This is a genomic window from Streptomyces sp. MA5143a (genome assembly GCF_900290235.1).
In the GTDB taxonomy this organism is placed as follows: Bacteria; Actinomycetota; Actinomycetes; order Streptomycetales; family Streptomycetaceae; genus Streptomyces.
On record NZ_OLMK01000007.1, the window covers coordinates 49,417 to 62,757 of the forward strand.

Sequence of the window (13,341 nt, forward strand, 5' to 3'; positions counted from 1 at the left end):
GTGTCCGCTTCGGGCGGGGCCGGTCAGCCGGGGAGGGCGCCGCGTACGACGCTCGTGCCGGAATGGGCCGGGTCTCCGTTGTCCTCCTGCGCCGAGATGTCGAGCAGGGAGTAGCGGCCGAGGTCGATCCGTGCGGGGAGCGGCAGGGTGGCGGTGCCGTCCGGACCGAGAACGCCCAGGGCGACGAGCCGTGTGTGGGTCCGGTCCATGAGCCACACCTCGTAGTAGCCGTCCGGACGGGGCAGGCCGGTGACGGTCACCGTGACCTCGCGTCCGGCCTCGGGCCCGCGGACCAGGCGTACCGTCCCGGCCGCGCGGGGGACGGCCAGCGGGGCGAGGCGGTTCGCCGAGCCCGCCTCGGCCGTCGGCGGGCCGTCGTCGAGCCGCCACGCGGTGACGGCACCGCCCAGCAGCGCCCCCACGGCGAGGCTCGCGGCGGCGACCAGCAGGGCGGGCCGGCGCCACCACGCACGCCCGCGGCCGGGACCGTCAGTGGCACCACCGCCGGGTACCTCGGGAACGTCGGATACGTCAGGTGCGCCGGGGCCGCCCGGGGCCGTCGGGGTGTCGTCACTCCCCGTCGGCCGCTGCGGGGCCGTCGCCGGGTCGAGTTGCGCCGCGATCGAGTGCCACACCGTGTCGGGCGGGGCGGTCAGGAAGTCGTCGGTCGACACGTCTCGGGCGGCGAGGACCACGCGCCGCAGCTGGTCGAGTTCCTCGCGGCACCGCGGGCACCGGGCCAGATGGTCCCGCTGGCGCGGGGTGGGGCGGGCGCCGCCCCCGAGGGCGAGGTCGGTCAGCTCGTCCGCGTCCAGGTGCTGCGCCACGCTCCACCTCCCCTCGTACGGGCGGCCGGAGCGGCGAGAGCGGCCGGACGCGGGAGCCGGGCCCGCGGGCCGATCGGCTCGTCGCCGACGGTTCCCTCACGGACGACGGTCTTCGCTACGGCGGCCGGCCGCCGCCCGGTCCGGGTCTCCTCCGCGTCGGACATGGACAGCAGCGTAGGCGCGAGAGGCAGGCTCAGGGCCGTACTCATCCGGTGGGGGACACCGGGATCGCCGTCACCACCAAGTTCCGCTGGTAGCCGCCTCGTTCCGTGTCGAACGGAGGCGCGCAGGTGATCATCGTGAGGACCGGCCGACTCGTCCTGGCGAACGCCGAGGCGGGCAGCCGCTCCTTGTCCACGCGGGCGCGGGCGACGACCCGATAGGCGACCGGCGGCGCGGCAGCCCGCCGGACGGTCACCTCGTCGCCCGCGCGGACGTCGAAGAGGGCGGCGAAGGCACCCAGGTCGCCCGTGCGGGAGTCCACGTGTCCCACCATGACGGCGGAACCGGAGGGTTCCCCCGGCGCGGGGCCGAAGCGGTACCAGCCGACCTTCTCCGGATCCTCCGGGATGTCGGCACTGCCGTCCGGGGCGACCCCACGGGGTTCGATCGCGGCGCGGAGACCGACGCGCTCGATGTCGAGCCGCGTGGGGACGGCGGCGGGGGAGACGGGGCTCGCCGACGGCGTCGTCGGCGGTGTCGGCGAGCCGGTGTCCTCCGCCCGGGCGGGCGGGGCCGCGGGGGGCGAAGCGGCCGTCCGGGCGTCGAAGTCCGCGGTCGGCGGCAGGCTCTCGCGGGACGGCGCCAGCGCCAGCACCGTGGCTCCGGAGACCGCCAGCAGCACGGTCACCGCTGTCCGCAGTCGCTGCCGGAGCCATCGGGCAGGCCCGCTGTCAGGCACGGCCGCGGGACACCACACGGCGGGCGGTGAGCGCGCCGGCGAGGCCGAGGAGGCCGAACCCGGCGGCGTACGCCGGCCAGGTGTCGGCGTCGTTGGTCGCACCGGCGTTCACGCCCGAGGGAGCGGAGTGCATGCCGGTCAGGGTCTGCACCTTCAGCGCGAGGTTCTTGTCCTGGGCGCTGCCCCAGGCGTAGACGATGTTGGCGGTGCCCTCCTTGAGGTCGAGGTCGGCGGGACCGATGGCGACGTCGTCGGTGCCGGCGAGCACGACGTCCGCCGAGACGGTGCCGGCGTCCACGGTCGCCGTGTCCTCCTTCGGGTTGACGAGGTCCTTGAAGATCGGTGTACCGCCCGCCCGGACGTCGACGGCCGGAGCCGCCGCGACATGACGGACCGTCAACCGGGCCTTTCCGGCGGCCACAGCGGAGGTGTCGTTCACGTAGGCGTCCAACTGCGGCGCGCCGTCGGCGTTCAGGTGGGCCACGACCGTCGCGTTGGCCCCGGCGGCAACCTCGACCGTCTTCTGGATCGCGGGCTTGCCCTTCGGGTCCGCGCCGGCCTTGAACACCTTCAGGTCGTAAGAGCCGGCGGGCAGGGGCTGCGGGTCGGTGAGCGTGCCCGGTTCGAAGTCGGGAATCAGTTCGTCGCCGTTGGCGTACACGTCGACGTCCAGGCCGGGTACGGCGTGGAAGACGGAGACCATGGCCTGGTCGTCGTCATCGGCGGCGGTCGCGGTCGCGGCGCCGCCCATGGCGAGCGCGCACAGGCCGAGAGAAGCCGCCGCGGCGACAGGGGTGCGGGAGATCATGACTGGCTGTCCCTTCGAACGGCCCACTCCCAGTGAGTGAGTGCACGAGGTCTTCGGCGCACGTCCCGGCGGAGGATGCAGATTCTTTCGCGGTTCAACGAATCCCCCGTCTCTGAATCTCCCCGTTTCCGAATCTCCCCGTTTCCGAATCCCACCCGTTTCGATGCGCTAACGCTGCACGTTGCGGGGGCGCATCGTTTCGACGGACGGTCGTCGTGTCGTAGTCCTTCGACCTCGGAGCTCATGATGGCCACTGCCCGGCCCGACACGTACCTGAGCGCCGACGTGGAGCGCACGCGTCCGCGCGACCCCGACCGGGTGCCCGGCCCGCTCCCGCCGTACGAGGAGACCGGCGACGACACCGAGATCGCCCGGCGGTTCCACGCCGGGGACGAGGAGGCGGTCGCCCTCGCGTACCGGCGGTGGGGCTCCCTCGTGTACACCCTGGCGCGGCGCTCCCTGAACGATCCGCGGGACGCCGAGGACGTCACCCAGCAGGTCTTCCTCGCCGCCTGGCGGGGACGCGCACGGTACCGGCCGGAGCGTGGAGCCCTGGGCGGTTGGCTCGTCGGCATCACACGCCACGCGATCGCGGACGCGCACGCGGCACGGGCCCGCCGGGCCGACATCGAGGGCATGTCCGCCGCGCAGCAGGAGGAGGCCGTACGGCACTGGGGCGTCGACGAGAGCCAGGCCGCCGTGGACCGGGTCCTCGTCCTTCAGAAACTTCAGCACCTGACGCCGGTGCAACGGCGGCTGCTGGGCATGGCCGTCTACGGCGACATGACCCAGACCCAGATCGCCGAGCAGACGGGACTGCCGCTGGGCACGGTGAAGAGTCACATCCGCCGGGCCCTGCACTCGCTGCGGCGCGTGATGGAACCGTCCGCCTGATCCCGGCCGGACGGCTCGGCGGCACGAGCGGCCGACCGGGGGAGTACCGCTGCTGCCGCCCGGGGGTGTCGTCTCGGCGCGCATCCGAACCACCCGTGGGACGGGGAATATCTCTCATGCCCCGAGATCCGGGACATCGGCTACGCCGCTGGAGGCACAGGATGGACGCGCACGAGGAACCCGGCGTGGCCGGGGCCGGCGTGACGACCGGGGTGCTCGCGCGCAGGCTCGGCATCTCGCCCACCACCCTGCGCTCATGGGACCGCCGCTACGGGCTGGGACCGGCTACCAGGGTCGAGGGCCGGCATCGGCGCTGGACGGCCGAGGACGTCGCGATGGTGCGGGAGATGTGCCGCCTGACCGCCGAGGGCCTTCCCCCGGCGGAGGCGGCCCGTACCGCCAAGGCCCAGGCGGCCCGTACCGCCAAGGCCCGGGCGACCCGGACCGGCGCCCCGGCGGCCCCCGTCCCCGTCCCCGCCCCCGCCGCTCCGCCCGCAGGCCCGCCTCCCCGCCCCCTCGCACCGGTCGGGGAGCCGTGGACCCCGAGGGACGCGACGCCCGTGGACGCGGCCCCCGTGCACCCGGCGGTCCCCGTGGGCGCGGCCGCCCCGGTGGACACGCCGTCCGTGGAGGACTCCCGCCGACGGGGCCGGGGGCTGGCCCGGGCGGCGGTCCGCATGGACGCCGAGGCCGTGCAGGAGCACATCACGGCGACCGTGGAGTCGTACGGCCTCCTGGCCGCGTGGGAGGAGGTCCTCATCCCGACGCTGCGGTACGTGGGGCGCAGATGGGAGTCCTCCGAGGACCGGTACGTGGAAGTGGAGCACCTCCTGTCCTGGCACATCTCCGTGGCCCTCCGCCACGCCTACGCGCGCGCCGCGGCCCGGAACAGAGCCGCCGACACCCGCCCCGTCCTGCTGGCGTGCCTGCCGGGCGAACAGCACACCCTCCCGCTGGAGGCGCTCACCGCCGTACTGGCGGAGCGCGGCCGACGCGTCCTGATGCTGGGCGGCTCGGTGCCGGTCGAGGCACTGGAGGCCACGGTGCGGCGGGTCGCCCCGGCTGCCGTGGCCCTGTGGTCGCAGTCCCGGAGCACCGCGGACCTCCCCCTCGCCCGGCACCTCGCCGCGATCCGTTGGGGCATCCACGGCGCCCGCACCCGCAGCCACGTCCTGCTGTGTGGTCCGGGATGGGGCCGACGCTCCGATCCCGACCTCCCGCGCCCCCTCGGACTGACCGACGCCGTCCGGATCATGACGTCGGTCGGCCGCCCCGGCGAGGACACGCCGACGGCGGGCCAGGGGCAGGCACAGGAGTCCGGGTGATCCGCGCCGAGGTCCGTGCCGGCATCGGTACGACTCGGTACACGCACTCGGTACACGGACTCGGCACACGCACTCGGAGCGTGCAAGCGGTGCGCGCATCCGGAGACGCTCCCGGCGCGGAAGAAAAGGTGCGATACATCCTCGAATGAGATCCTCCCTCCCCCCCCAGAGGAGTGCTCATCATGGCCAAGAAGTCGCAGGAGACGGGCGCCCGGAGCGAGCAGTTGCCTCCGCCCGAGGAGACCCCCGCAGCCGAGGGCTCGACGGCCGAGGCCCACCAGGAACGACCGGACGGCGGCATCTGGGAGCACCCGCACCTGTGGCTGTTCCTGATCGCGCTCGGCGCTGCGCTGTTCGCCGCGTTCTTCCTCGTCCGCGTGATCACCCTGTGAGCGGGGTGGGCGCGCGGGCCCGCGCGCCGACCCGGAGGGTGGCCTCAGCGAGGCCTCGCGGAGACTCCCCGCTCTGCCGCCCAGGCGCACAGCGCGGCCTCGGCTTCCTCGCGGGAGACGGGGCCGCGGTCGACGTGGAGTTGCTGGAGGTGGCGGATGGCCGCCCCTACCGTGCGGCCCTGGGGTATGCCGAGCAGGGCGACGGCCAGTCCTCCCGCGGACCGCTGAAGTCCGAGGTGTGCACCGGGCCCCATTCCCTGACGCCGGCCCGCCACAGGGCGGCGGTCTGATCCCCGTCGCCGCCCCAGAAGTCCGCTTCCACATGGGTTACCGGCCCGCCCCGCGACAGGTCACGCAGGAGGCGTGGCAGATCAGCGCGGAACCCGGTGGTGAGCGGCAGCAGCCCCAGACGTTGCGCGAGCGGGGCGACCACCGCCCCCGTCACCCCTTCGGCCCAGCGCCGCATGCGGTCGAAGTCGCTGATGGCAGCGTCGAGTCGGTAGGACATCGAAAGCACGGTAACGCGTGCCGGCGCGGGACTCAGTCCCGGGAGCGCAGGAGGGCGGGCGTGGGTGCGGGGTCCTGGCCGGGGGTGAGTGCCGCCTGGCTCGCGCGGCGGCGGGCGGCCAGGGCCTCGTGGGCCGCCTCGCGGGGGTGGCGGCGCCGCCAGTACGGGTTGTCGTGGGGCAGCTTGCTCGACACCCGGCCGTACATGCCGAAGCAGGCGATGAGCAGCCCCATCGCGAAGCTGAACATGACGTTGGACATGCCGAAGTCCAGCACGTTGGCGGGGCGGTCCAGGACGAAGAGGTGGAGGAAGCCGCTGAGCAGGAACAGCGTGCCGACGGTCATGTTGAGCGTGGACGCGAAGTTGCCGCCGACCACGGCACCGCCGATCAGGGCGAGGCCCACGACGACCGAGATCAGGCTGAGCACCCCGTTGGTGGACATCCCGGAGATCCGGGTCCCGTCCGTGTCGAAGGGAGTGAGTCGGTCCGCGAAGCCCAGACAGCCGAAGACCAGCAGGATGACACCGCACAGGCCGGCCCCGTACCGGTACACCCGGGCCAGCCGGTGGTCGACGGGGAGTTCGTCGCGAATCCTCATGGCGCGTTTCTCCTCTGTGGCCGGAAGGGGCCCCTCCCGCGGCGGGGCGGGCTCCTGATCGTCTTTCGTCACCATTTCCCTGGATACGGGGCATACGGTTGCAGCGTCTTCCGGACGGACCCGGGGGACCAAGAGGGCGGAAGAGGAGACGTTGGTATGGCCGTCCCCCACTGGCTGTTCGGCGACCAGCTCGGGCCGCACTTCCTGGCGGGGCGTTCCGACCCGCCCGTGGTGATGATCGAGGCCCGCTCGGTACTGCGGCGCCGCCGCTTCCACCGGGCCAAGGCCCACCTCGTGCTCTCCGCGATGCGCCACCGCGCCGCCGAACTCGGTGACCGGGTCCGCTACGTCCGCGCCGAGACCTACCGGGAGGGGCTGCGCGAGGCGGTCGGGGACGGCCCGGTGACGGTGCGTCACCCCACGTCGTACGCGGCCCTGCGGCTGGTGAGGTCACTGGAGTCGCAGGCGTCGGTGACCGTGCTGCCCGCGCGCGGGTTCCTCGTCACGCACGACGACTTCCGTGCCTGGGCCGACGGGCACGGGGGTCGGCGGCTGCGGCAGGAGGACTTCTACCGGTGGGTGCGGCGCTCCCACGACCTGCTGATGGACGGTGACCGTCCGGCGGGCGACCGGTGGAACCACGACCACGACAACCGCGAGCCCCCGCCGAAGGGGGCGCGCACCCTGGGCGCCCCGCCGCCCTACCGCCCGACGGAGGACGAGATCGACGACGAGGTGCGCCGCGATCTCGACCGCTGGGAACGCGAGGGCTCCGTCGCGTTCGTCGGCCGGGACGGACCCCGCCTGTTCCCCGCCACCCGGCGTGAGGCGCTGGCCGCGCTGCGCCGGTTCGTCGAGCACCGGCTGGCCGGCTTCGGCCCGCACGAGGACGCGATGCTGGCGGGGGACCCGGTGATGAGCCACAGCCTGCTCTCGTCCTCCCTCAACCTCGGCCTGCTCGACCCGGCGGAGTGCGTGGAACGCGCCGAGGACGCGTGGCGGGCGGGGCGCGCCCCGGTCAACAGCGTGGAGGGATTCGTCCGCCAGGTCGCCGGCTGGCGCGAGTACGTCTGGCAGCTCTACTGGCACTTCGGCGAGGACTACCGCCACCGCAACGCCCTGCGGCACCACGAGCCGCTCCCCGGGTGGTTCCTCGAGCTGGACGCGGACGCGGTGCGGGCGCGCTGCCTGGCCACGGTGCTGGCCCAGGTGCGGGACACCGGATGGACGCACCACATCCCCCGGCTGATGCTGCTGGGCAGTCACGCCCTCCAGCGCGGCTGGGACCCGTCGGCGGTGACGGACTGGTTCCACCGCGGCTTCGTCGACGGCTACGACTGGGTGATGGTCCCCAATGTCGTCGGCATGTCGCAGTACGCCGACGGCGGCCGCATGACGACCAAGCCGTACACGTCCGGCGGCTCGTACGTGAACCGGATGAGCGATCTGTGCGGCGGATGCGTCTACCGGCCGGGCGAGCGGACCGGCGACCGGGCCTGCCCCTTCACCACCGGCTACTGGGCCTTCCTGCACCGGCACCGGGCCCGCCTGGAGCGCAACCCCCGGATGGCACAGCCGGTCCGCGGGCTGGACCGCCTGGCGGACCTGGACGAGGTACTCCACCGGGAAGCCGGCCGCGGCGACGCCCCACCCTGACGACTGCGACCCCGGCCGCCCGGCAGGTCCCTCGGCCCCGCGGATCCGCCCTGGACGCAAGCCGGTGGCGTCGCCTACGGCCGCAGAGGAAGGCCCGTCGGCGCCCCCCTCGCGGCCTCGGGCGAGGTCGCCGCGCGGAGTTCGCTGGGCGGCATGCCGTACGCGGTGCGAAAGGCCCGGGTGAAGTCGGCGGGGCGGGGGAAGCCCCAGCGGGCGGCGACGGAGTGGATGGGCTCGGCGCGCAGCGCCGGGTCGGCGAGGTCGCGGCGGGCGCGCTCCAGCCGCTGGTCGCGGATGTACGCGGCGACACCGACGCCCTCGGCGCGGAAGAGGGCGTACAGACGGCTGCGGGAGACGTGGTGGGCGGCGGCGATCGCGGCGGGGGTCAGTTCCGGGTCCGCGAGATGACGGCGGACGAACGCCTTGATCCGCAGCATCAGCGTGCGGTCGTAGGCCTCCGCCGGCATCAGCGGATCGGCGTCCAGCGTGTGCGCGAAGGCGGCGGTGACCAGGTCGGCGACGACGGTGCCCAGCCGGGGGGCGTCCTGCGGCTGGTACGGGCCGGTGTCCGCGGTCAGGTTCACCAGGAACTGCGACAGCAGGGCGCCGACGCCCTCACGGCCCGATATCGGCCGCCCCACCGCCTGATCGGCCCGGCCCGGGGGCAGCGCCACCAGCGCCCGGGGGATCTCCACGCCGACGATGGTCACCGGATCGGAGCCGGTGAAGACGTCCCACGACCGCGACGAACTGTTGACGTGGATGTCGCTGAGCCGGTACGTGACCTCCTGTCTGCCCCAGGTGGCCCTGCCCTCTCCGCGCAGCAGCAGGGACAGGTGGTAGACCTCGGGGTCGGACTGGCGGACGAGCCTCGGCGTCCGGCGGAAGACCAGCGAGTCGAACGTCGCCGGCCACACCATCACGTCACCCAGCGCGATCAGCCGCTGGTGCACGCGGTAGTCCGCCGCGCGGTCACTGGACAGGTCCAGCGGAGCATGCGTGCGGCCCATGCGTTCCGTCCACGCGTCGAACCGGTCACCCTCAGGCAGATCCAGGGAGCGGAACACCGACTCTGGCAACATCGCCGCAGTCAATCACAGGGCCCCGAACCGGCGGAGCGGGCCCTCGTCCGCCGACACGGCCTACGCCGAACCGCGCGCGTCGGCGTACGCGGTGAGGAGCGGCTGGAAGAACCCCGTCTCCCGGGGGGTTCGCCAGCGGACGTCCTCGAAGCCCGCGTCGGACACCAGGCCGGCCAGCCGGTCGGACCGCAGCGCCCCGCACGATCGTCCGCTGTCCGCCGCCCTCCGGCAGACGCACCTGCGGAGGCCTCGACGGGGGCCGCTCCCGCAGGAGTTCGTCGTACGGGCGGGTGCTGAGCAGCAGTCGGCCGCCCGGGCGCAGCACGCGCCGCATGTCGGCGGCGGCGGTGACCACGGGCACCGACCGTCGGACGCCCTCCCGAGCGGCGCGGGCGGCGGCACGGGCACTGAGATCGGTTCCGACGACGCGATGCCCGCGCAGCGCAAGACCTACCGCCTGGGTGCCGATGCCGCACGAACGGTCCAGCACCACCGCCCGCTCGCGCCCCAGCAGGGCGTCCAGCGCCTCCCCCTGACGGCGGACACTCGCCTCCCAGTCCGCGTAGAGCAGGTGGTAGTCGTCGGCCAGTTCGTCGTAGAAGCGACCCACCGGGGTCTTGGACATGAACCGGGGTCAGGCCGTGTCCGACGATTCCCATCCGCCTCGCGACGCCGTGCGCGCTCCCCCCGAGCACGCCGACGGCGTCAGGTCAGCACCTCGGCGATCGCCGAGATCGCCCCCGGTCCCACCCGGCAGCATCCCCCGATCAGCCGGGCCCCGCCGGTGCGCCAGCCCTCGACCTCAGCCGCGGTGAACCGGGACCGGCCGGTCCACTCCCGGGCGGACGCGTCCCAGGCCTCGCCGCTGTTCGGGTAGACCACCACCGGCTTGCCGGTGACCCGGGCCGCCGTCGCCACCGCCGCGTCGACGTCCTCCGGGGCGCAGCAGTTCACGCCCACCGCGACGACCTCCTCGGCGTCGGCGGCCAGGGCGAACGCCTCCTCCAGCGGCTGGCCTGCCCGCGTCCGCTCCCCGGTCACGGTGTAGGACAGCCACGCCGGCACCCCGAGCCCGCGCACGGCCCGCAGCAGCGCCTCGGCCTCGTCGGCGTCGGGCACCGTCTCCAGGGCGAGGACGTCGGGCGCGGCGGCGGCCAGCACCTCCAGCCGCGGCCGGTGGAACCGCTCCAGCTCGGCGACGCTCAGTCCGTACCGCCCCCGGTACTCGGAGCCGTCCGCGAGCATCGCCCCGTACGGGCCGACCGAGGCCGCCACCCACAGGGGCCGCGCGACGCCCTTCGCCCGCGCCTGCCGGGCCGCGTCGCGGGCCAACTCCACGCTGAGGCCGAGGAGTTCGGTGGCCCGCCCGGTGTCGATGCCGCGCTTGGCGAAGCCCTCGAAGGTGGCCTGGTAGCTGGAGGTGATCGCCACGTCGGCGCCCGCCTCGAAGTAGGCGAGGTGGGCCTCCGTGATCGCCTCCGGCCGCTCGGCGAGCAGCCGGGCCGACCACAGCTCGTCGCTCAGGTCGTGGCCGGCCGATTCGAGCTGGTTGGACATGCCGCCGTCGAGGACGAGGGCGCCGGCGGCGAGCGCCTCGCCGAGGGCGGAGGACGGGACGGAGGAGGGGGAGGGGCTCCCCGGGGCGTTGCTGGTCATACGACGACGGTAATCGAGCCGCGGCCGTGCTCCCGAACCGATTGTGTCCACCTTATGAACAGATTGACCACCATGTGGAACGCCGGGATACGATCACGGCCCTCCCCGTCCCACCCCTCCCCATCCCCAGGGAACCGCCATGAGCACCACGAGCACCCCCGAGGCCGCAGAGCCCGAACCGTCGCCGGCCGTCGGGCCCGAAGCGGCCGACTCCAGCGCCGCCCACGCCGCCGACCCCGCTGCCGCCCCGGCCGCCGCCCTCGCACCCGCAGGCCGCAAGTTCGGTCTCACCGCGGCCACCGCCCTCGTCATGGGCAACATCATCGGCGGCGGCATCTTCACGCTCCCCGCCGCCGTCGCCCCGTACGGCACGGTGAGCCTGGTCGCGTTCGTCGTCCTCTCCGTGGCGGCCGTGCTGCTGGCCCTGCTGTTCGGGAAGCTGGCCAGGCGCAGCCCGGTCACCGGTGGTCTCTACGTCTACCCGCGCGACGCCTTCGGCCCCTTCGCGGGCTTCCTGTCGGCGTGGTCGTACTGGACGATGTGCTGGGTCAGCATCGCGGCCCTCGCCGTCGGTGTCGTCGGCTACGTCGACGTGCTGATACCCCTGGGCGACGGGAAGGTCGTCCTCGCGGTGGTGGCGCTGGCCGCGCTGTGGCTGCCGGCCGCCGCGAACTTCGCGGGCACCCGCTACGTCGGCGCGGTGCAGCTCGTCTCGACCGTCCTGAAGTTCGTGCCGCTGCTGCTGGTCGCCACGATCGGTCTGTTCTTCATCGACACCGACAACTACGGCCCGTTCAACGCCTCCGGGGAGAGCGTCCCCGGCGCGATCGCCGCCTCCGCCGCCCTGCTCCTCTACAGCTTCCTCGGCGTGGAGTCGGCCGCCGTGAGCGCCGGCGAGGTCCGCGACCCCGAGCGCACCGTGGGACGCGCCAGTGTCCTCGGCACCGTCGCCTCCGCGGTGGTCTACATCCTCGGTACGGTCGCCGTCTTCGGTCTCGTCCCGCACAAGGAGCTCGTCGAGTCGGGCGCCCCGTTCGCGGACGCCGTGGACTCGATCGCGGGCGGCGGCTGGGGCGGCACCGTGATCGCGCTGGTCGCCGTCGCCTCGATCGTCGGCTGCCTCAACGGCTGGATCCTGCTGAGCGCGCAGATGCCGTACGCCGCCGCCCGCGACGGTCTCTTCCCGAAGCCGTTCGCCCGGCTCGGCAAGGGCGGGGTGCCCGGCTTCGGCGTCCTCGCCACCGCGGTGCTCGGCACGATCCTCATCGTCGTGAACTACGCGGACGACCCGGACACCGCGTTCCGTGTGCTCGTCCTCATCACCACGTTCACCGGCTGCGTCCCGTACCTGCTGTCGGCCGCCGCCCAGCTGTACTGGCTGGCCCGGGGCACCCGGGAGCGCGTGCGCCCGGCCGGGCTGGTCCGCGACCTGATCGTCGCGGGTCTCTCCTTCGCCTTCTCCTTCTGGCTGATCGCCGGCGCCGGCTACGCGGCCGTCTACCAGGGCGCCCTGTTCCTCTTCGCGGGCATCCCGGTCTACGTGTGGCTGCGGGGACGACAGGAGACGCCGGAGGACGCGGACACCACCCCCTAGTGCTGTGTCCGGGCGGCCCCGTTCCGCGCGCTCCATTCCTCTTCGAGCACGCTGAACACCAGGGAGTCCCGCCAGCCGTCCCGGATCCGCGCGGTGTGGCGCAGGTGGCCCTCGTAGGTCATGCCGAGCTTGTTCAGCACGCGGGACGAGCCGGTGTTCCGCGGGTCGCAGGTGGCGTGGATCCGGTGCAGGCCCAACTCGGCGAACCCGTACGCGAGAAGTCGGCGGCCGATCCGCGTGCCGATGCCCCTGCCCCATACCCGTGGATGCACGACGTAGGAGATCTCGCCCTGGCCGTGCGCGCGGCTGCGGACCTGCAACTCGCCCATCCCCACGACGTCGTCACCCAGGCGCGCCACATGGGCGAACCTGAGCTGGGGCGTGCTCGACCAGGCCTCGGCGGCGGCCGTCACGAAGTCGCGCGTCTGGTCCTCCGTGTTGGGGCCCCAGGGCTGGAAACGGCACACCTCCGGCAGGCGGGCCCACGTGTGGACGGCCTGCCAGTCCGCCGGCGTGATCCGGGTCAGGGTCACCGACTGCTCACTCATGGACCGATCCTGCCAACTGTGCACGCGGAGAACACTTCTCCTTCGCTCCCGGGCAAGCGTCGTCCGGACGGAACGATAACTTCAGCCGTCAAGGGGCCGGTCCGCACCCGACGGGCCCGCGCACCACACCAGGGAGTGAGCCATGGGTTCTCAGGCCAAGGCGTTCGGTTTCGGCATGCCGTGGGAGGCGTTGTACGGGTACAGCCAGGCCCTGCGGGTCGGTGACACGGTGTACGTGTCGGGGCAGCTGTCCCACGACCGTGACGGGACCTTCGTGGGTGCGGACGACTTCGCACGGCAGGTCCGCACCACGCTGGAAAACCTCGACCTGGTACTGAAGCGGTTCGGGGCCGAGCGGAGCCAGATCGTGGAGACCACGGTGCTGGTGAGGAACCTGCGGGAGAACTTCGACACCACGGCGCGGCTGCACGCCGAGTACTTCGGGGGGCACCGGCCCACCAGCACGGTCATGGGCGTCGCCGACCTGGCGCTGCCGGAGCAGCTCGTGGAGATCGGCGCGCTCGTGCGTCTCGACGTGCAGCCGTAGGCCA

15 protein-coding genes and 1 pseudogene are annotated in these 13,341 nt (G+C 73.6%); 6 read left to right on the forward strand and 10 right to left on the reverse strand.

Translation table 11 applies throughout. The features are described 5' to 3' along the window. Positions 1–23: 23 nt before the first annotated feature. From SMA5143A_RS01940 to SMA5143A_RS01950, 4 genes are read right to left on the reverse strand one after another with little or no spacing between them, the layout of a single operon-like run. Positions 24–827, reverse strand: a complete 804-nt coding sequence (locus tag SMA5143A_RS01940) for an anti-sigma factor (protein WP_107461071.1) — start codon at positions 825–827, stop codon at positions 24–26. Further along, entirely contained in the window at positions 797–991 is a 195-nt protein-coding gene (locus tag SMA5143A_RS42510) for a hypothetical protein (protein WP_146193873.1), read from the reverse strand. Before SMA5143A_RS42510 ends, SMA5143A_RS01940 begins: the two co-directional genes overlap by 31 nt. A 41-nt stretch (positions 992–1,032) precedes the next feature. After that, positions 1,033–1,677 (reverse strand): class F sortase, encoded by a 645-nt coding sequence (locus SMA5143A_RS01945; RefSeq protein WP_258193220.1) that lies wholly within the window; start codon positions 1,675–1,677, stop codon positions 1,033–1,035. A 43-nt stretch (positions 1,678–1,720) separates the two neighbouring features. Further along, on the reverse strand, positions 1,721–2,536 hold the full coding sequence (locus tag SMA5143A_RS01950) for a DUF4397 domain-containing protein (protein ID WP_107461073.1): 816 nt from the start codon (positions 2,534–2,536) through the stop codon (positions 1,721–1,723). Positions 2,537–2,779: 243 nt separating this feature from the next. On the opposite strand from SMA5143A_RS01950, the gene SMA5143A_RS01955 reads away from it, so the two are divergent. From SMA5143A_RS01955 to SMA5143A_RS01965, 3 genes are all read left to right on the forward strand, one after another. Continuing rightward, a complete protein-coding gene (locus SMA5143A_RS01955; RefSeq protein ID WP_258193221.1) occupies positions 2,780–3,430 on the forward strand; it encodes an RNA polymerase sigma factor in 651 nt (216 codons plus the stop codon). A gap of 161 nt (positions 3,431–3,591) precedes the next feature. Continuing rightward, positions 3,592–4,755 (forward strand): MerR family transcriptional regulator, encoded by a 1,164-nt coding sequence (locus SMA5143A_RS01960; protein ID WP_107461074.1) that lies wholly within the window; start codon positions 3,592–3,594, stop codon positions 4,753–4,755. Positions 4,756–4,937: 182 nt separating this feature from the next. Further along, complete coding sequence (locus SMA5143A_RS01965; RefSeq protein ID WP_107461137.1) at positions 4,938–5,147, forward strand: DUF6480 family protein; 210 nt, start codon at positions 4,938–4,940, stop codon at positions 5,145–5,147. 166 nt (positions 5,148–5,313) lie between these two features. Here the strand turns inward: SMA5143A_RS01965 and SMA5143A_RS01970 are convergent, their stop codons facing one another. Both SMA5143A_RS01970 and SMA5143A_RS01975 read right to left on the reverse strand, forming a co-directional pair. After that, the gene (locus SMA5143A_RS01970) at positions 5,314–5,655 is read right to left on the reverse strand and encodes a hypothetical protein (RefSeq protein ID WP_258193222.1); all 342 of its coding nucleotides are present in this window, start codon (positions 5,653–5,655) and stop codon (positions 5,314–5,316) included. A gap of 32 nt (positions 5,656–5,687) precedes the next feature. Further along, entirely contained in the window at positions 5,688–6,254 is a 567-nt protein-coding gene (locus SMA5143A_RS01975; protein WP_107461075.1) for a DUF4383 domain-containing protein, read from the reverse strand. 156 nt (positions 6,255–6,410) lie between these two features. On the opposite strand from SMA5143A_RS01975, the gene SMA5143A_RS01980 reads away from it, so the two are divergent. Continuing rightward, positions 6,411–7,910, forward strand: a complete 1,500-nt coding sequence (locus SMA5143A_RS01980) for a cryptochrome/photolyase family protein (protein ID WP_107461076.1) — start codon at positions 6,411–6,413, stop codon at positions 7,908–7,910. Positions 7,911–7,984: 74 nt separating this feature from the next. On the opposite strand, the gene SMA5143A_RS01985 is transcribed toward SMA5143A_RS01980, so the two are convergent. The 3 genes and pseudogenes from SMA5143A_RS01985 to mmuM all read right to left on the reverse strand — a co-directional run bounded on the left by SMA5143A_RS01985 (position 7,985) and on the right by mmuM (position 10,648). Next, complete coding sequence (locus tag SMA5143A_RS01985) at positions 7,985–8,992, reverse strand: helix-turn-helix domain-containing protein (RefSeq protein ID WP_107461077.1); 1,008 nt, start codon at positions 8,990–8,992, stop codon at positions 7,985–7,987. Positions 8,993–9,052: 60 nt separating this feature from the next. Beyond that, positions 9,053–9,617: pseudogene (locus SMA5143A_RS01990) on the reverse strand (class I SAM-dependent methyltransferase). A gap of 80 nt (positions 9,618–9,697) precedes the next feature. Then, complete coding sequence (mmuM, locus tag SMA5143A_RS01995; RefSeq protein ID WP_107461078.1) at positions 9,698–10,648, reverse strand: homocysteine S-methyltransferase; 951 nt, start codon at positions 10,646–10,648, stop codon at positions 9,698–9,700. 139 nt (positions 10,649–10,787) lie between these two features. Between mmuM and SMA5143A_RS02000 the strand changes: the two genes are divergently transcribed. After that, entirely contained in the window at positions 10,788–12,242 is a 1,455-nt protein-coding gene (locus tag SMA5143A_RS02000; protein ID WP_107461079.1) for an amino acid permease, read from the forward strand. Here SMA5143A_RS02000 and SMA5143A_RS02005 read toward each other — a convergent pair. Further along, entirely contained in the window at positions 12,239–12,790 is a 552-nt protein-coding gene (locus SMA5143A_RS02005; protein ID WP_107461080.1) for a GNAT family N-acetyltransferase, read from the reverse strand. The genes SMA5143A_RS02000 and SMA5143A_RS02005 overlap by 4 nt on opposite strands. A gap of 142 nt (positions 12,791–12,932) precedes the next feature. Between SMA5143A_RS02005 and SMA5143A_RS02010 the strand changes: the two genes are divergently transcribed. Next, complete coding sequence (locus tag SMA5143A_RS02010; RefSeq protein WP_107461081.1) at positions 12,933–13,337, forward strand: Rid family hydrolase; 405 nt, start codon at positions 12,933–12,935, stop codon at positions 13,335–13,337. Positions 13,338–13,341: the final 4 nt, after the last annotated feature.